Annotated in this window: 9 protein-coding genes; 6 read left to right on the top strand and 3 right to left on the bottom strand. The window is 45.3% G+C overall.

Going from position 1 to position 18,870, the window contains the following annotated elements; translation table 11 throughout:
* Positions 1-4 precede the first annotated feature (4 nt).
* Positions 5-892 (bottom strand): AraC family transcriptional regulator, encoded by an 888-nt coding sequence (locus tag FAM09_RS14460; RefSeq protein WP_136577826.1) that lies wholly within the window; start codon positions 890-892, stop codon positions 5-7.
* A 159-nt stretch (positions 893-1,051) separates the two neighbouring features.
* Here FAM09_RS14460 and FAM09_RS14455 point away from each other — a divergent pair, with 159 nt between their 5' ends.
* The 3 genes from FAM09_RS14455 to FAM09_RS14445 are packed head-to-tail and all read left to right on the top strand — an operon-like array spanning position 1,052 to position 7,764.
* Complete coding sequence (locus FAM09_RS14455) at positions 1,052-3,040, top strand: glycoside hydrolase family 2 protein (protein WP_166437148.1); 1,989 nt, start codon at positions 1,052-1,054, stop codon at positions 3,038-3,040.
* Positions 3,030-4,403, top strand: a complete 1,374-nt coding sequence (locus FAM09_RS14450; protein ID WP_317130689.1) for a sugar porter family MFS transporter — start codon at positions 3,030-3,032, stop codon at positions 4,401-4,403. The genes FAM09_RS14455 and FAM09_RS14450 overlap by 11 nt, the downstream gene beginning before the upstream one ends.
* Before the next feature lie 28 nt (positions 4,404-4,431).
* Entirely contained in the window at positions 4,432-7,764 is a 3,333-nt protein-coding gene (locus FAM09_RS14445; protein WP_136577823.1) for a DUF5107 domain-containing protein, read from the top strand.
* A 204-nt stretch (positions 7,765-7,968) separates the two neighbouring features.
* Here FAM09_RS14445 and FAM09_RS14440 read toward each other — a convergent pair whose 3' ends face one another.
* Together FAM09_RS14440 and FAM09_RS14435 are read right to left on the bottom strand one after the other, a co-directional pair.
* Positions 7,969-10,833 carry a DEAD/DEAH box helicase gene (locus FAM09_RS14440; RefSeq protein WP_136577822.1) on the bottom strand — a complete coding sequence of 955 codons (2,865 nt, stop codon included), beginning with the start codon at positions 10,831-10,833 and terminating at the stop codon, positions 7,969-7,971.
* Positions 10,834-11,031: 198 nt separating this feature from the next.
* Positions 11,032-12,054: a LacI family DNA-binding transcriptional regulator gene (locus tag FAM09_RS14435; RefSeq protein ID WP_136577821.1), complete on the bottom strand. Its 1,023-nt coding sequence runs from the start codon at positions 12,052-12,054 to the stop codon at positions 11,032-11,034.
* Positions 12,055-12,610: 556 nt separating this feature from the next.
* On the opposite strand from FAM09_RS14435, the gene FAM09_RS14430 reads away from it, so the two are divergent.
* From FAM09_RS14430 to FAM09_RS14420, 3 genes are all read left to right on the top strand, one after another.
* Positions 12,611-13,651, top strand: coding sequence for a LacI family DNA-binding transcriptional regulator (locus FAM09_RS14430; RefSeq protein WP_136577820.1), 1,041 nt, complete (start codon positions 12,611-12,613; stop codon positions 13,649-13,651).
* Positions 13,652-13,774: 123 nt separating this feature from the next.
* Positions 13,775-17,077, top strand: coding sequence for a SusC/RagA family TonB-linked outer membrane protein (locus tag FAM09_RS14425; RefSeq protein WP_136577819.1), 3,303 nt, complete (start codon positions 13,775-13,777; stop codon positions 17,075-17,077).
* A gap of 19 nt (positions 17,078-17,096) precedes the next feature.
* Positions 17,097-18,860, top strand: a complete 1,764-nt coding sequence (locus FAM09_RS14420) for a RagB/SusD family nutrient uptake outer membrane protein (protein WP_136577818.1) — start codon at positions 17,097-17,099, stop codon at positions 18,858-18,860.
* Positions 18,861-18,870 lie beyond the last annotated feature (10 nt).

The raw sequence follows: 18,870 nt of genomic DNA, 5'->3' as shown, positions 1-18,870 counted from the left end.
TCGATTATTGCTTACTACTCCTATACTGATTCGGCGACATGCTCATAAGCTTGGTGAACAACCGGGTAAAATAGTAAGGGTCTTCAATGCCCAGTTTATCGGCAATTTCTTTAACCCGTAGTTCGGTAAAGTGTAAGTACTGGCAGGCCAACTGGATCTTGAGATGGTTAAAATATTCAATGGGCGCAAACCCGGTCTTTTTGCGGAACAGGGCTGAATAATGCGACGCTGAAAAATTCACCGACCGGGCAATTTCTTCCAGGGAGAGCGGTTGTGCAATATGCTGTTGCATAAAACTGATGGACAATTCTACGGGATCATCGGCATGTGCTTTGTCTACCAGGTTGAATTGATCATCATACAGGAACGACGAAATGAAATGATACAGGCACAAATTGGCATAGCACAGGTTGTCGTTCCCATAGCCGCGTTCCAGGCAGGCGTACATATCATCGAACAGGTCGAGCCGCTTTTGTTTAAAGGCTACGCGACTGCAATAACCGTTCAATTTTTGCTTTATCGTCTCTACCATTTTCTTCGAGAGCGAGCCGGTAAAATGGATCCAGTAAATTGTCCAGCTATCATCTTCTGCCGATGCATAACTATGGGCACAGCCCGCCGGAATGATAATGAATGAACCTGGTTGCAAAGCGTAATTATTTTTCTGTACCTGCGCTTTCCCTTTTCCTTCCAGGCAATAAATAAGTATATGCTGATCGCTGCCATGCGTCCGCTGCCGGAAATGGTATTTTGCTTTAGGGTAATAACCGATATCGGTAATATACATGCCCGATGCAATGGTGTTGCTGTTACTAAATTCCGAAAGGATCTTCCGGGGTAGCACGATTGACTTCTGGCCTTGAAAACCTTCGCGTTTTTTGAGTAACGGCATGGCAAGCTGTTTGTATGATTTGCCTATAAATATAATTGATTATTGATAGCTATGAAAATAACATTGTCCATCATTTCAATAAAAATGGCTATTTTCCTATCAGCTTCTATCTGGCATATTTGTACAATTATTTCTATACGAACATCAAAGCTGCCATTCATGAAAATTATTTGCTGTACTTACCTCTTTCTTATTTGCTTTTTATCCATGCATGCCCAATCATCCCGGCAAAATATCTCATTGAACGGTAGCTGGCGGTTTATATCAGATTCAACCAATGCAGGCCAGGGGCAACGTTGGCAGCAGGGGTTGCCGGCTAAGGCTGCAACTGTACAGGTTCCGCATACCTGGAACGTGATGAAAGGCCTGGAAGATTACAGCGGACTGGCCTGGTATGAAAAAACTTTTACTATGCCTGCACAAGCCCGCAATAAACAGGTGCGCCTGAAATTTGATGCGGTATATCACGATGCGGTTATTTACCTGAACGGCGCACAGCTCGCTACGCATACTAATGCCGGTTATACGACGTTTTATGTGGATGTTACCAAACAGGTAAAATACGGTGCACCCAATAAGCTGGTAGTATCGGTAAGCAACGCGTTTTCCGACACCAACCTTCCCTATAAGAAAAAGTTCGACTGGTGTAATGATGGTGGTATCATTCGTGGCGTTAGCCTGCAGGTGACCGGTAAGCCTTCTGTGCGGTATATACATATTACGCCGGATGTTAACGTGACCGATTCAACAGCCACCGCCAAATTAGATCTGCAATTATGGGAAGAGGAGATTAGGTCTGTAGAGGCTGTTGTTCGCATCAATGAAAAGAAGTCGAACAAAACAGTGCTTACGAAAAAGCTGTCCTTTTCTGAAGGCAATGGTTTTGCTACTACCATTGATCTGGGTAAAGTGCATCTCTGGCATTTTAATGATCCTTTCTTATATCAGATACAGGTAACGGTCCAAAATAATGAACAACCCTCCGACCAGGTTACGCAAACATTTGGTTGCCGTAAAATTGAATTGCGCGGACCGCAATTCTTTTTAAATGGTGAAGCGGTGCGGTTGCCGGGTTTGGAATACATGCCATCGAGCCATCCGGCTCATGGTAGTGCCGAACCCCGTTGGGTAATGGACTCTGTAGTTAATATGTTCAAAGACCTGAATGTGACCATTAGCCGTTTTCACTGGCAGGTAGATGAGTATATCCTGGACCAGATGGATGAAAAAGGCATCCTGCTGCAAGCGGAAATTCCCTGGTGGCAACAACCGGAGCGTTTAACACCGCAACTGGAAGGGGTGGCCCGGAAACAGTTTGCGGAAATGATCGAGCGCGATTATAACCATCCTTGCATCTTTGCCTGGGCCATGAGTAATGAAGTACATAGCAAAGACCGCGATTCCGGCCAATACATCAGTTTGAAGCAGTTTGTTAAATCGCTGGATAACTCGCGGCTGGTGAACGTAGTGTCGAATGAAACGTTCCGGCGCAAACAACAGGACGCAGCGTTTATCGGCGACCTGCCCACCTGGAATGAATACATCGGTACCTGGTTTGGAAAAAGATCAGATGAACTGCCCGCTTATTTTGCCGAAGTTGAAAGTGCCATGGGCGACCGGCCCTTGTTCATTACCGAGAATGGGTTGTGCGAACCCCGGTTTACCGGCGGTGACCTGAAGCGGATAGAAGATATGACCTATCATTACAATGAATGGGCCAAGCGAAAATACATTATGGGCTGTATTTATTTTTGCCTGAACGATTACCGCACCCAAATGGGCGAGGATGGTGCTGCCAATTTCAAGGCCCGCATTCATGGTATTACCGATTTTTATTTTAAAAAGAAATCATCGTACTATGTCTTCAAACAACTGGCTTCACCCTTTCTGATCACCAATGTAAAAAAGCTGAACGAGACAACGGTACAGGTTATGCTGAAAAATAAAGATGGGTTACCTTCTTATACAGTAACCGATTTTATGATAACCTGGCTGAATGGAAAGAATAAAGTGTTGAGCCAAAAATTGCCAACGCTAAAACCGGGCGAAACCGCAACTATTACTTTGACAGATATGAATGCCCGCATTGGCTTTGACATTTGTACGCCGGCTGGTTATCGCGTGATCAGTTATCCGTTTGTTCATTAATAGAAATGCATTACAACAATTGTTTGCCATGACCGAACATCGTTTCAATAACAGTTATATCATTGCCATCTCCTTTATTTCAGCATTGGGTGGTTATTTGTTTGGGTTTGATTTTGCGGTGATCTCCGGCGCGCTGCCTTTTTTACGCACTACATTCGGGTTAACGCCCTGGTGGGAAGGTTTTCTCACCGGTTCGCTGGCCCTGGGTTGCATAGTAGGTTGCCTTATTGCCGGTGCGCTGGCAGACAGGTATGGCCGAAGGCCCGGGTTAATGACTGCTGCCGTCATCTTTGCCTTGTCGTCGGTGGGCATGGCCTTTTCAAATTCATTGACTGATTTTATTGCCATGCGGTTTGCAGCAGGCATTGGCGTGGGCATGGCTTCCATGTTAAGTCCCATGTACATTGCGGAGATCTCTCCGGCTGCGGTACGCGGTCGCAACGTGGCCATTAATCAACTCACGATAGTGATCGGCATTTTGATTACCAACCTGGTAAATTATTTGCTGGCTGATAATGGCCCTGATGCCTGGCGATGGATGTTTGGCCTGGGCGCCGTTCCATCTTTATTCTTTTTGTTGGGTGTGATCTGGTTGCCTGAAAGCCCGCGGTGGTTGATGCAGGTAAATCAAAATGAAAAGGCGATACGTGTGCTAAGCAAAATAGGTAACCCGAATTTTGCGGAGCATACGGTTGTTGATATAAAAAGATCATTGCAGGGTGCGCTGCAAAGCACGGGCGCCAGTGTATGGTCAGCCGGCATGCGTAAAGCGATTATTCCCGGTATTTTGCTGGCCGTTTTTCAACAGTTCTGTGGCATTAATGTAGTGTTCAATTATACCTCTACTATTTTTGAATCGGTGGGCGCTAATCTCAATCAACAGTTGTTTGAAACGGTGTCGATAGGAGTGGTGAACCTTGTCTTTACGATTATAGCCATGTGGCAGGTAGATAAACTGGGCCGAAAGCCATTGATGTTAGCTGGGGCAGCGGGATTATCGGTGATCTATATTGTTCTGGCGTTGTTGTTGAAGAACCAGGCAGCGGCCGGATTGCTCTCTGTATTTGTTTTGATCGCCATTGCCTTGTATGCTACTTCATTGGCCCCGGTGACCTGGGTGCTGATCGCTGAAATATTCCCTAATCATATTCGGGCGCGCGCTACTACCATAGCGGTGGTGGCATTGTGGGCGGCGTACTTTGTACTGGTGTTCACTTTCCCTATACTCGCGCAACAACTGGGTGCATATGGTCCGTTTTACATGTATGCGGGGATTTGTGTGTTGGGGTTTTTGTTTGTGCGCACTCGTATAACTGAAACAAAAGGTAAAACGCTGGAGGAGATCAGTGGCGGATTTCATTAGTTAAAAACGAATCATACAATATAATATAATGACTCAATCAATAGTAAAAGTGTGGCAGGAGCCAGTAACGATCCCGACCTATGAAATCGGCGCTCCTGATAAGAATCCCATGTTCTTTGAGAAACGGGTTTACCAGGGCAGCAGTGGGGTCGTGTATCCGCACCCGGTCATTGAGAAAATATTCGATGAAAAGCAGGATAAAACCTACAATGGCTTGTTCCTGGAAAATGAGTATTTGAAAATTATGATCCTGCCTGAATTGGGCGGCCGCGTGCAAATGGCTTATGATAAAATAAAGCAACGGCATTTTATTTATTATAACCAGGTAATAAAACCGGCGCTGGTTGGGTTATGTGGTCCCTGGATCTCGGGTGGTATTGAATTCAACTGGCCGCAACACCACCGGCCAAGTACGTTTCAGCCGGTTGACTGGTCGATCAAAGAAAATGAAGACGGCAGTAAAACCATATGGGTAAACGAAGTAGAACGCATGTTCCGCACAAAAGGTATGGCCGGTTTTACTTTGCATCCCGGAAAAGCATATTTAGAAATAAAGGTACAATTGTTCAACCGCACGCCATTGCCGCAAACTTTTTTGTGGTGGGCCAACCCGGCGGTAAAAGTAAATGACGATTACCAGAGCGTGTTTCCGCCCGATGTGAATGCGGTGTTTGATCATGGCAAACGCGATGTGTCAACCTTTCCCATTGCCACCGGTACTTATTACAAAGTAGATTATTCTCCCGGTACGGATATTTCCCGCTACAAAAATATTCCGGTTCCTACCTCTTATATGGCCATTCATTCCGATTATGATTTTGTGGGCGGTTATGAACACGATACCAAAGCCGGCTTATTGCATGTGGCCAATCACTATGTGTCGCCGGGAAAAAAACAATGGACGTGGGGACATAGCGATTTTGGGCAGGCCTGGGACCGTAACCTTACTGATGAAGATGGTCCGTATATTGAATTAATGACCGGTGTGTTCACAGATAATCAACCCGATTTTACGTGGCTGATGCCGTATGAAGAAAAAACCTTCACCCAGTATTTTATGCCTTACCGCGAACTGGGACTGGTGAAAAATGCCTCGAAGGACCTGCTGGTTAATATAGAAAAGGAAAATGCTGAGTTGGTGGTAAAAGTATTTGCAACGTCAAAACAAGGACAGCTAACGCTTACAGTATTCAATAAAACTGGTGCGCAAATACAACAATATGTAATAGATGGTTCGCCTGAAGATGTTTTCACTGCATCTTTTGCCGTAGATAAGGATACAACGGCTGAAAATATTTTACTCATTATTACCAATGTAACGGGCAAAGAAGTGCTGCGGTATGAACCGGTAAAGAATAAGAAGAACGAAATACCACAACCGGCCAAGGCAGCCTTGCAGCCGGGTGAAGTTGCGAACAATGAACAATTATTTTTAACTGGTCAGCATTTGGAGCAATACCGGCATGCAACGTACAGCCCGGTGCCGTATTATGAAGAAGCGTTGCGCCGCGATGCCAGTGATATTCGCAATAACAACGCGCTGGGCGCCTGGTACCTGCGACGAGGGCAATTCGCCAAAAGCGAACCGTATTTCAGAAAGGCAATTGCTGCCAGTACACAACGCAATGCCAATCCATACGACAGCGAACCTTATTATAATCTCGGGCTTTCTTTACAATACCAGGGCCGGCACCAGGAAGCGTATGATGCCTTTTATAAAGCTACCTGGTGCAGCGCCTGGCAAAGCAGCGCCTTCTTTTCGTTGGCGCAGATCGATCTGTTACAGGGCGAACCGGCTAAAGCGATTAAACACCTGCAACAATCGCTCCACAGGAATATGAACAACGGCAAGGCCTGGGCGCTGAAAGCGGCTGCATATAACGAACTGCAACAATACGTAGCGGCTTTACATACTTGTGCCGAAGGATTGCAACGGGATGCATTCAACCTCTCTTTGTATGTAGAACAATATAAAGCTAATGACGAGTTAGGCAGAAAAGCGGCGGCACAACAATCATTACTGCAACTGCAACACGGCGCCCGCGGAAATGTGCACAATTACATTGAATATGCCCTCGATTATGCAGCGTGTGGTTTGTATGAGGATGCCATTCAATTGTTTCATTGGTATATTGAGGAGGCCATCGATCCGGGGTATCCCATGGTATGTTATTACCTGGGCTGGTTGCATTATGCTAAAAACGAAAACGACAAAATAGGTGGGTATTATGCACAGGCGGCAAAGGCGGATAGTTATGGTTGTTTTCCCAACCGGCTCGAAGATATAGCTGTGCTGCAATTGGCGGCCAGGCTTAATGCAGCCGATGCCAAAGCGCCCTATTACCTCGGTAATTTATGGTACGATAAAAGGCAATATGAAGAGGCGATTGCCCAATGGGAGTTAGCTGCTCAACGCGATGGTACGTTTCCAACCGTATTCCGCAACCTCGGCATAGCGTATTTCAATAAGCAGCAGGATGCGCAAAAAGCGTTACAGCATTATGAAAAAGCGTTTGCATTAGATACAACCGATGCCCGCGTATTGATGGAGCTGGACCAGTTATATAAACGATTGAATAAGGATATTTCCGCACGGTTGCAGTTTTTAGAAAAGCATTTGGACCTTGTTATCCAACGTGATGATCTGTACCTGGAGCGTGCGGCGTTGTATAATTTCATTGGACAATACCAGAAAGCATTTGATCAGATCATGGAGCGGAAATTTCATCCCTGGGAGGGAGGAGAAGGAAAAGTGTCGGCCCAATACCTGTACAGTTTAACAGAAATGGCCAGGCAATGTATACAGGTGAAAGATTATGAAAAGGCGATCGGTTTATTGCAGCGGGCGCAGGAATATCCGCATAACCTCGGCGAAGGAAAATTGTTTGGCGTTCAGGAGAATGATATTTTCTATTGGCTGGGCATTGCCTGTATGCGCATGGGAAACAATAAAGCGGCAATTGAATTTTTTACCAGGGCTACAAATGGGTTATCCCAACCAGCGGCTGCGATGTTCTATAACGATCAGCAACCCGATAAGATCTTTTACCAGGGCATGGCATGGCGGCAACTGGGGAATAATGAACGGGCAGCAGCTATCTTCAAAACGCTGATCGAGTATGGTAAAACACACCGCGACGATGATATCAGGATCGATTATTTCGCCGTATCGCTGCCCAATCTGTTGATCTTTGATGATGATCTGAATACCCGCAACCAGGTGCATTGCGATTATATGATGGGACTGGGATACTTAGGTATGGGCGATGAGGTTAAGGCGAAGGAGTGTTTGGAAAAAGTGTTGGTTAATGATAATATGCATTTTGGTTCCAGAACTCACCTCGAAATGATAGGGAGCTGACAAGTATGAAATGGCTAATGGAAATAAGTTTATGGTTTGTGGTTTATGGTTTGTTGTTGCTTCGCGCTTTGAGCCTAATGAGATAATGCGGGACTGCTGTGAAATTCGAAAAAGTTAAAATATGATCAGCCTTCCCGAATAAAAGAACCACAAACTATAAACCATAAACCACAAACTGCTTGTTAACTACCCTTAAGTTTATTCTTAACTAAATAAGTATTTAATATCTTCTTCAGTTAGTGACTTAACAAACCCTTCATCTTCTGCAATCAGCTCTTCGGCGAGTTGCTTTTTATGTTGCTGCAGTTGAATGATCTTTTCTTCAATGGTGTCTTTACAGATCATCTTGTACGCAAACACATTCCTGGTTTGACCGATCCGGTGTGTACGGTCAATGGCCTGTTGCTGCACCGCGGTATTCCACCAGGGATCAACGAGGAAAACATAACCTGCTGCCGTGAGGTTTAACCCCGCATTACCGGCCTTCAGACTTATTAAAAATACATTGGTGGTATTGCCCGGTTCCTGGAAGCGGCTTACCATTTCAATCCGTTTTTCAGGCGGGGTTTGTCCGTCGAAATGATAATATGCAATGCCTTGTTCGCGGCAGTTGTCAGCCAACAGGTTCAGCATGCTGGTGAATTGGGAAAACACCAGTACTTTTTGATCTTTCAGGTTGTTCTGCAATTCATTCATCAGCAGGTCGGTCTTCACGGAATCGTTGCAGGTTTGTTCCTCGCGGGGAAGCAGCAATGGTGAATTACAGATCTGGCGCAGCTTTAACATGCCTTGTAACACCGCCAGCTTGCTCTTGCCGAGGCCTTCCGTTTCAATATTCAGGAATACGCTTTGGCGAATGTTGTCTTTCACCTCGTCGTACAGTCGTTTTTGTGCATCGCTCATGTTGCACCACATCACCATTTCGGTCTTTGGTGGCAGATCGCCGGCTACCTGTTCTTTGGTACGGCGCAAAACGAACGGCGCGGTAATGCGTTGCAGGGTTTTGATCTTTTCTCCATCGCGGTGATGATCGATAGCGTCGGCATATTCGCGGCGGAAAAATTCTCTTGAACCAAAGATGCCAGGCAACAGGAAGTTCATTTGCGCATACAGGTCGAATGTATTGTTCATGACCGGTGTACCGCTTAATGCAACGCGGAAAGCCGATTGCAGTCTTTCCACTGCTTTGGTGATCTGTGCCGCCGGGTTTTTGATATTGTGGCTTTCATCGAGCACAATAGTGCCCAGGGCAATGGTGCAGAGCTCTTCAATATCCTGCCGCACGGTGCCGTAACTGGTAATGATCACCTGGTAATCGCCGGTGGCCACATCCTGTACGGTTCTTCCCGCACCATGAAAGATCAGCACTTTTACATGCGGCGCAAATTTTTGTAATTCCTGCGACCAGTTGTAGATAAGCGATGATGGACAAACGATCAGGTGACGTTGCCCGGGTTGTTGTTGCAACTGGTGCGTCAGCAGACTGATCGTTTGCAGCGTTTTACCCAAACCCATATCATCTGCGAGGCATGCGCCGGCGCCTGCCTCGGCCAGCAACAACATCCATTCAAAACCTTTTTGCTGGTAAGGGCGTAAGGTGGCTTTTACGGCGGTCGGAACTTCGTACACCATTTCGCCATCCTTTTGCCATTGCTGCCATTTTTCCAGCCAGGTATTGTGCAGCACAGGTTTTAAAACAGCCGTGCCTTCTCCGGTTTCTTCTTCACTAAATGCCAGCCAGCGCGGCACCTGTATTTCATTCTTTGAAATTTTTCCATGCCGCACGATCGTGCCATATAGCTGCAACCACTCTTCGTTCAAAATGCCCAGCGATCCATCCTGCAATAAGATAGCCCGTTGTCCGGCCAGAATGATCTTTTGCACTTCGGTCAGCGCCACTTCTTCTTCCCCAAATGAAATAGCCATATGCAACACCAGCGCATCGGTGACTTCTGTCTTAATGGTAACATCGGTTTTAACCTTATGTTGCGAATACCGGAAGTGTTGCAGCATGTCCATGCCGATCACCTGGATGTTCAGGTCGAGCAGTTTATGATATACTTTAAGGAACCATTGTTTTTTCTGTGCTTCCTCAAAAGAAAGATAATAATAGCCATTCAGTTGTTTCTCAAAATTGGGATGCAACCCTTCCAGCAATTGCCACAAGGCTTTTTCATCCTGCTGATTGCGATAAATAGCATACGCCTGACCGTTGCGGGTAATTTCGTAAGTTTCTTTATACGGCCCTTCAATGATAAATCCGTCGTATTCCCATTGTGGCGTCAATACCAAAAAGGACTGACTGATCTCGCTCAGCATAACCCGGTTTACCGGTGTTTCGCGGATCTCATTTTTCTGGAACAGGTTATTGCGGTTAACGGTATAATCTGTTTCCAGTTTCGCCAGAATGATTTCTGAAAATTCCTGCGGCTGGTGGCTGTATTGTTGCGGATCATTATCCTTCAGCCATTCCAGGGTCTGGAAATCTTTATAAGAAAGAATAAAATATTCGCTGCCGCTCAGCAGTAAGAACTGGTAACGGCTGAACTGGTCGAGACCATAGGCGGCCCCGTTTATCGAAATAATAGTATTTAATTGAAGCGCAGTTCCGTTTTTGGTAACCTCAAATTGTAATTGCGGTTTATATGTACTGAAGCTGCCGGGGGCAGTCTTGAAATTCCCTTTTTCGCCGGGTATTTTATGATACCATTTTACCAGGGCGGCAAACGGTTTCATTCTTTCCATATGCTCGTGCAGGCGGCGGGAAATGGCCGTTTTAGAATACACCTCATAGGAAACACCGGCGCGTTGTAAAGTAAATTTTTTCTGAATATCTTCTTTCATCAGGCCAATGCGCTCCTTGCTGAACGCCAACAACACATCTTTTACCTCCCTGGGCAGTTTGGGATAGTTCTTATTCAATTCAGCACTGGTCAACTCATTGTTTATATATTTAGGAATGTTATTTTGTTTGGTGATCTGTAAACATTCCAGCAGGTTATGATCTGACAATAAACGATGGGGCTGTAACAATAACACATTTTTCTGATCGCTTTTTGTAGAAATCATCGGCCAATTATTACTTTATAGGGTAATGGGCAAAAATAGGAGGGAGGGAGGATATGTAAAGAACCTTTTTTGCACACGTGTGGATACATAATTGGCTAGTAGCCAGTAGTAAGTAGCTAGTAGGGCTTTAGTTCGTAATTCCCTATTATCTTTTGGCTTTTTCCCACTAGCCACTAGCTACTTACTACTAGCTGATTCCTATGTCGACTTCCTTACAATCAACTCCGTTGGCAACACCTTCTTCTCAAACGAAGTAACCGGTCGTTTACTTTCTACCAGTTGTATCAGTAATTCCGTGGCCTGTTTGCCCATTTCAAAAGCGTTTTGCCGCACCGTTGTCAATGGTGGATTGAACAACTCCGGCGCATTGAAATTGCTGAAGCCGGCTACTGCTATTTCATCGGGAATAAGCAGCCCTTTTCGTTGTATCAGCGAAAAACTGCCAATGGTAATGCGATCACTGGCCGTAAGTATGGCATCCGGGGGCTCATTCAACTGCAACAGGTTATTCAATGCCGAATCAATTTCCTCTATCACCATTCCGCCATGCGGGCAGTATTGAATATGATCATCGTTCACTGGCATATTATGTTCTGTCAACGCTTTTTTATACCCTTCCAGTCTTTCCCTGGTAATAGATAAAAACGGAGAACTGGTTATGGTGGCAATGCGTTTATAACCGCGTTCGATCAAATGCTTCGTAGCGTCAAAAGCGCCGCCGATGTTATCTGTAATAACCTGGTGGGTAGGAATGGCGTCTGTTACCCGGTCGAAAAAAACCATGGGCAGTCCCTGATCATGTAATCTTTGAAAGTGACTAATGTCTTCGGTTTCGGTTGATAAAGAAACCAGCAAGCCATCTACTGAACGCCAGGTTAAATTATCCAGGTTCTTTACTTCGCGTTCATACGATTCCAGGTTTTGCGTAATGATCAGCAGGTAATCTTTATTGTAAGCAATGGATTCAATTCCGCTGATCACTTCTGCAAAAAAGCTATTGGGAATACTGCACAGCACTACCCCTATGCAACGGCTTTTCTGGTTCTTCAGGCTTTGGGCCATCAGGTTAGGGCGATAATTATGCGTGGCAGCATATTCTTTTACCAACTGCTGGGTCCCTTCACTGATCTTATAGCTTCCCTTCAATGCCCTCGACACGGTAGAGTAGGAGAGGTTAAGGGCTTTGGCAATATCCTTAATAGTAATGTTATCATTCTTCATGCAATCAATCGTTAAAAGAGTTCAAGGAATTTAGGGACAAGGCGCAAGTTTCCGGTTGCTGGGCACTATTTCTTTAGTTATTGAGTTATTAAGTTCTTGAGTTTGAGGTTCAACATCATAACTCAATACTTATTAACTGGCTTTCACGACTGCCTTTCAATGCCAACGTTTGCCCAAATAAAACAAAGCCTTCCGGATGTTGAAATCATGGAGAAGCGTTAATTTGACACCAATTTACACCATTTGCCTAATCGATTAACTAAACAGCGGGTTTAGTAGCAAAAAAAGATGAGCCCATTTTTTAATGAACGGCTATTGCCTGCTTAATACGATTGCTATGTCAACGACTGCCACTTATTGTTTTAACGTCTTTACGACACTTTTATCTTGTGTTAATCAAAGCCTTACAGGCTTTCTCCCTTGGAGAAGCCGGACTCCCTCAACTTATTTATTAGTGTTCTATAAGTCAAATAGTAATTGTGCAACAATCGTTGCAGCGCCTGGGGGTTCCTTGTTTTTAAGGTGGATTGCTTAATCGATTAAATGATATAACACATTGAAAAAGAAAGTTTCTATACATGATATTGCCAAACAGCTAAACGTATCGGCTGCTACGGTTTCTTTTGTATTGAACGGGAAGGCTACCGAAAAGCGCATCAGTGAAGAAATGGAGCAAAAGATCCTGAAGCATGTTAAGGAATTGGGATACCGGCCTAACCGGGTAGCCAAAAGTTTGCGCACGGGCAAAAGCAAGATCATCGGCATGCTGGTAGAAGGCATTGCTGACCCTTTCTTTTCGGGCATTGCGCGCATAGTAGAGGAACACGCCTACAAGCTGGATTATAAGATCTTTTATGCCAGTACCGAGAACGAACCTAAAATAGCCAAAGACATTATCAGCGCCTTTCGCGACACGCAGGTGGATGGTTATATTATTGTACCGCCACCAGGTATTGAAGACGACATCCAGGCCCTGATGGATGACAACCTGCCGGTAGTCCTGTTCGATCGGTATTTTCCCGGGTTGGCATCCTGCAATATTGTTGTGGATAATTTCGACGGCGTGTACCAGGCCATGCGGCATTTTGTAAAGAATGAATACAAGAACATCGGGTTCGTTACCATTCCTTCTACCCAAACCCAAATGCGCGACCGGTTGAATGGCTATCACCATGCTATAAATGAAAATGGCCTTTCACCCCTGGTGAAAATGGTCTCGTTCAACGTGAAACCTGACCACGAAAGATATAAACAGGAGATAAAACATTTCCTGGAAGCCAATCCGCAAACAGACGCCATCTTATTTGCTACCAACTACCTGGCCATTAGCGGACTTGAAGCCATTAAACAACTTGGTCTTTCCGTTCCCGACGATATCGCTGTGATCGGGTTCGACGATAATACTCATTTTTCCTTATTCTCACCATCTATTACTGCCGTAGCGCAACCTGTTCAGGAAATATCAGATCAGGTGATGCAACAATTGATGGCCTGTTTAGCCGGTAATGAAAAGGCGCCTGCAAAACAAACCATTGTATTGCAAACGAAACTCATTATCAGGGAATCGAGCCAGAAAACAAGTTATTTAGTTCGTTAGTTATTGAGTGCGTTAGCTAAAAACTCAATAACTCAATAACTCAATAACTGAATAACTCAATAACTGAATAACTGAATAACTGAATAACTCAATAACTAATTTCTTCAACCAATACTTACCAAAATGAGAAGCTTACAAAGATTTGTGTGGAAGTCGGTCCTTCTATCTTCCGTCTGTGTAGTGTTGCTGCTGCTGTTCTGCAACACGGTCAACGCACAGGCTACAAAAGTTACAGGCAAGGTTATTAATACGGCTAGCAAAGAGCCCATCATCGGCGCCACAGTGAAAGTGAAAGGTGGTAACCAGATTACCACTACATCGATAGATGGAACGTTTAGTTTGTCTGCTCCTGACAATGCAACCCTCGAGATCAGTGCTGTTGGATTTGCAACACAAATAATAAAAGCCGACTTTACACAAACCATGGCTATTGGTATGACCATTAATAAAGTGGAAATGGGCGAAGTGGTGGTAGTTGGTTACGGTACTGCCAAAAAGGGATCAGTGACCGGTTCGGTATCAACTGTAGGCGCTAAAACATTCCAGGACCGTGGTCCAATTGCCAGCCCGTTGGCTGCTTTGCAAGGTCAGGTGCCTGGCGTGACTATTACCAGGAATTCATCACAACCGGGTCGTGAAGCATGGAATTTTTTGATCCGCGGAAATTCATCAGTGAATGGAACGGAGCCATTGATAATCGTAGATGGATTGACACTGCCCAACAGCAGCGCCATGAATTCATTTAACCCGGCTGATATCGATAACATAACATTTTTAAAAGACGCTGCCGCTGCCTCTATCTATGGCGCCCGTGCAGCCGGTGGCGTAGTGATCGTTACTACAAAAAGAGCCAGGGCAGGCAAGTCAACCATTCAATACAATGGTTCACTGTCGCGCAAGAAGATCGGGTTGCAGCCAAATCTCATTGATATTTCTGGCTGGGGTTCCATGATGGAAGAGGCCCGCGTTACCGATGGATTTGCAACTACAGACATCTGGTATAAATATGGAAAGCTGGCGCAATACGCCGTTAACAATAATATTCAGTACCTGACTTCTGCCGAGGCGGCTACAACTCTTACCAACTTAGGATTACAACCAGCCGGCTTTTTTACAGATGTAAGGGATTTTGTATTCTTTCCCGGCACCATGCAGGATGTGTTGTGGGGCGATGCCAATTCCAGTGAGCATCAGTTAAGCATTGCATCACGCAACGACAAATCGGGCTACCGCATATCCCTGGGATATTTGAATGATGGCAGCCTGTTACAGGTTGGTAATAATTCCAACAAAAGATATAACCTCCGCTTAACGCATGATTACCGTTTCTCGGAAAAGCTGAAACTGGAAAGCAATGTATCGTTGGAGAAAAATGATATCATACAACCTTCCAATATTGGCGCGGTATTGAATAATGGTATTCAACCCGGCTTGCCTACAGAAACAATGAACGGCAAACCCTATGTGTGGGGATCGGGTATTTCAAATGCCACCAATAATAACATTGCCAAATACGGTGGTGATGGTAAAGAAATGAACACGCGCATAAACAGCAGCTTTACCCTTACCTATAATCTTACAAAGGATCTAAAGGCGGTAGCTTCGGCTGGTTATTATTTCCATAATGCCGATTACAGAACACGGGAGAATGTGATCACCTGGTACGATTACACGGGTACACAGGTTATTTCAACCCTGTCGCCTTCCAATAGTAACAGAAGCTTTTATCAACGCGCCAATCGTAAAGAAGCGTACTATAACACGAACGCTTACCTGGAGTATGCCAAAACATTCAACCAGGACCATGATGTAAAAGTGATGGCCGGTGCGCAATATGAGCGGCAGGAGTTCAATGCTTTCTATGCAAAAACCCTGGATGTGGTGGCTGATGTGCCTTCTTCCTTAAACCTCAGCACAGGTGATGGTACTTCAAAAACCGTTGCCGAAAGCCAGAACCATTACGCATTAGCCGGTTATTTTGGCCGTATCAATTATGCTTTCCGCAATAAATACCTGTTGGAAGTAAATGCGCGGTATGACGGTTCTTCCAAATTTGATGAAGTCAATCGCTGGAAATTCTTCTATGGCCTTTCCGGTGGCTGGCGCATTTCGCAGGAATCGTTTATGGAAGAAGTATCCTTTATCAATGATCTGAAATTAAGAGCTTCCTATGGTAATGTAGGTAACCAGGGTGGAATTAGTTTGTACGATTATATTCAACTCATGAACCTGAATTATTCAACCGGTGCAGGCAGTGCAGGTTTTCCTATACTTGGTACAGGTCCGGTAGTACGTGTTTCACCGGGTGGACTGGTTGCGTTGGACAGGACCTGGGAGAAAGTGCAAACCACCAACCTGGCGATGGATGTAAGCGTGCTGAACAACCGGTTGAGCGGAACATTTGAATTGTTTACGAAGAATAATAACAATATGCTGATCGCCCGTACATATCCATCTGTATTGGGTGTTGGTGCGCCTGCCGGTAATAATGGAAAATTAAGAACGAATGGCTGGGAGATCTCATTGGCATGGAGCGATCGCATTGGAAAAAATATAGCGTATCATATCGGCGGTAATCTTTCTGATTACAAAACCAAGCTGGTTAATTTCGGCGGACAAAAATTGATCAGGACCGATAACCGGGGCATGAATAATGCGGTAGAAGGCTATCCGATTAATTCTTATTTCGGCCTGCAGTATGCCGGTCGCATACAAACGCAGAAAGAGCTGGATGATTACCGCGTATTTATTAAAGATAATAATATCGGAATGCCATCGGGTACCCCTACCGCACAAGCCAATAATCGCCTGGCTTTGGGAGATAACATGTACAAAGATGTGAATGGCGATGGCAAGATCACGTTTCCTGAAGATGCTGTATACCTGGGCACTGACGATCCGCGCCTGGTGTATTCATTCAACGCGGGCATAGAGTATAAAGGTTTCGACTTCAATGTGATCTTCCAGGGCGTTGCCAAAAGAACGCTCATTCGCGATGGCAACTGGCGTATACCAGCTGCTGTTGTTTTCCAGGCGCAGAACCAGGCCTTTGAAAATGCCTGGTGGACACCCGAAAGAACAGCTGCTTATTTGCCCCGCATTTCTTCAACTGGTACCATCAATAACTATAACTATTTCCCTTCTGACTGGGTGAAAGAGAACGGCGCTTATCTCCGTCTCAAGAACCTGGTGATAGGCTATACCTTACCTGTCAGCATTACGCAAAAAGCGCACATCCAAAAATTGCGGGTGTATTTCTCTGGCAACGATCTCTGGGAACGTTCAAAGATCCGCGATGGCTGGGATCCTGAAGCTACCCGGAATGTGGCCAATACAGGCGATAACAATAATAACAACGTGAGCACATTCAGCGGACGCTATCCTTTTTATCGTTACCTGACCGCAGGCGTAAATGTTACTTTCTAAATTTTTTAAAACAGGAAGAATGAAAAAGATAACCTTTCAATATAAGGCTTTCATGACCGGGTTGGCACTCCTCGTGCTGGCTGGTTGTAATAAGCTTGTGGACCTGAAGCCCATCAATGAAATTTCTGATGCCGATTACTGGAAAACCGCAGACCAGTATAAGTTAGCGGCGAATGAGTTCTATACCTATATGATCACATTTGCCAATGTGTTGTATGATCCGGCGCCGGGCCAACCACCTTCTCCGCATGCTGATATCCGCAGCGACCTAACGGCGTCCCGTAGCCCGTTCAGCAATGGTTCAAACGCATTAAGCGTTACCGATGCCAACTGGGATAACGCATATACCCGCTTGCGGGCTATTAATTATTTGTTGGCCAAGGACAGCGTGGATATAGATAACCCGTTAAGGCCGGAAAGATTGCTGTATGTGGCAGAAGCAAAATTCTTCAGGGCCTATATTTATTTTGATCTGTTACAACAGTTCGGCGGTGTGCCAATTGTAACAAAGCCGCTTACATCAGGTTCTCCTGAATTACAGGCGCCCCGCAATTCCAGAGATGAGGTAGTTGACCTTGTGATCAAAGACCTGGAAGATGCTATTGCAGTATTGCCATTAGAGTCAGCTATTACGGCCGCTAATAAAGGTCGCATCAGCAAAGGCGCTGCACAGGCATTTTTAGGAAGAGTAGCCTTATATGAAGGCACCTGGCAAAAGTTCAGGAACGGCGATGCCAACCGGTACAATGGCTTACTTGATAAATCCATTGCCGCCAGTAATGCAGTTATTACCAGTACGCAATACTCATTATTCGCTCCGGCTGCACTGGGCGATTCAGCACAGAAATATATGTTCATCCTGGAAGATGAAAAGTCAAATCCGGCCAACATAACAAAATCGGCCAATAAAGAATATATCCTGGCTAACCGGTATTCGTACACGCTTCGTCAAATACGCAATAACGTTACGCATACCCTTATAGGAGGTGGTATTTCAAAAAAGTTTGCTGATATGTACCTGTGTCAGGATGGATTGCCCATCGACAAATCGCCTTTATTCCAGGGATATGGCATGACAAGATCTGAGTTCCAGAACCGGGATAACCGTATGCGCTATACGATGATGATCGATAGCAATTATTACTGGGATAATGAAAACCCCGGCTCCCGTACCAACTGGACGGGAGATGCGGCTGATATAGCCAGTTCAAAAGGCCGGCACAATGCAGCGAGCGGCACCGGGTATCAAAACCAGAAGTGGGCCACTGAAAGAAGATTGAATGATAATGAAGAAGGATACGATTGGCCTGTTATCCGGCTGGCCGAAGTTTACCTGAACTATGCAGAAGCCGTATATGAGCGCAATGGAACTATCAGCGATGCTGATCTTGACAAATCGGTTAACCTGGTACGTAACCGGGTGAACAAAACCATGCCCAAATTAAGCAACAGCCTGGTGTCTGCAAATAGCCTGGATATGCGTACGGAGATCCGTCGTGAAAGAACGATCGAGTTATATTTGGAAGGTTTTCGGGTTGATGACCTCAAACGCTGGAAAACAGCCGAAATCGAAATGCCGATGAATGTATTAGGTGTAAAATGGTCAGGCACACGCTGGCAAACCCGTTGGGTAGTGAACGGCACATCTCCTTATACAGTTGATGCCAATGGTTTCCTGATCTTTGAAGGCAGCCGCACCTGGGCGCAAAAGAATTACCTGTTGCCCATCCCTACACAACAAAGAGCGCTTAATCCGAACCTTGATCAGAACCCGGGTTGGTAAGTCATAAAAA

Origin of the sequence: Niastella caeni, from assembly GCF_004834005.1 — a bacterium.
Lineage (GTDB): Bacteria > Bacteroidota > Bacteroidia > Chitinophagales > Chitinophagaceae > Niastella > Niastella caeni.
The sequence above is the reverse complement of the archived record's forward strand: the minus strand, read 5'-3'. Positions and strand labels throughout refer to the sequence as shown.

Excerpts from the sequence above, each read along its gene's own strand:
- FAM09_RS14460 (WP_136577826.1), bottom strand. The coding sequence starts at position 892 with ATGCCGTTACTCAAAAAACGCGAAGGTTTTCAAGGCCAGAAGTCAATC.
- FAM09_RS14455 (WP_166437148.1), top strand. The coding sequence starts at position 1,052 with ATGAAAATTATTTGCTGTACTTACCTCTTTCTTATTTGCTTTTTATCC.
- FAM09_RS14445 (WP_136577823.1), top strand. The coding sequence starts at position 4,432 with ATGACTCAATCAATAGTAAAAGTGTGGCAGGAGCCAGTAACGATCCCG.
- FAM09_RS14440 (WP_136577822.1), bottom strand. The coding sequence starts at position 10,833 with ATGATTTCTACAAAAAGCGATCAGAAAAATGTGTTATTGTTACAGCCC.
- FAM09_RS14435 (WP_136577821.1), bottom strand. The coding sequence starts at position 12,054 with ATGAAGAATGATAACATTACTATTAAGGATATTGCCAAAGCCCTTAAC.
- FAM09_RS14425 (WP_136577819.1), top strand. The coding sequence starts at position 13,775 with ATGAGAAGCTTACAAAGATTTGTGTGGAAGTCGGTCCTTCTATCTTCC.
- FAM09_RS14420 (WP_136577818.1), top strand. The coding sequence starts at position 17,097 with ATGAAAAAGATAACCTTTCAATATAAGGCTTTCATGACCGGGTTGGCA.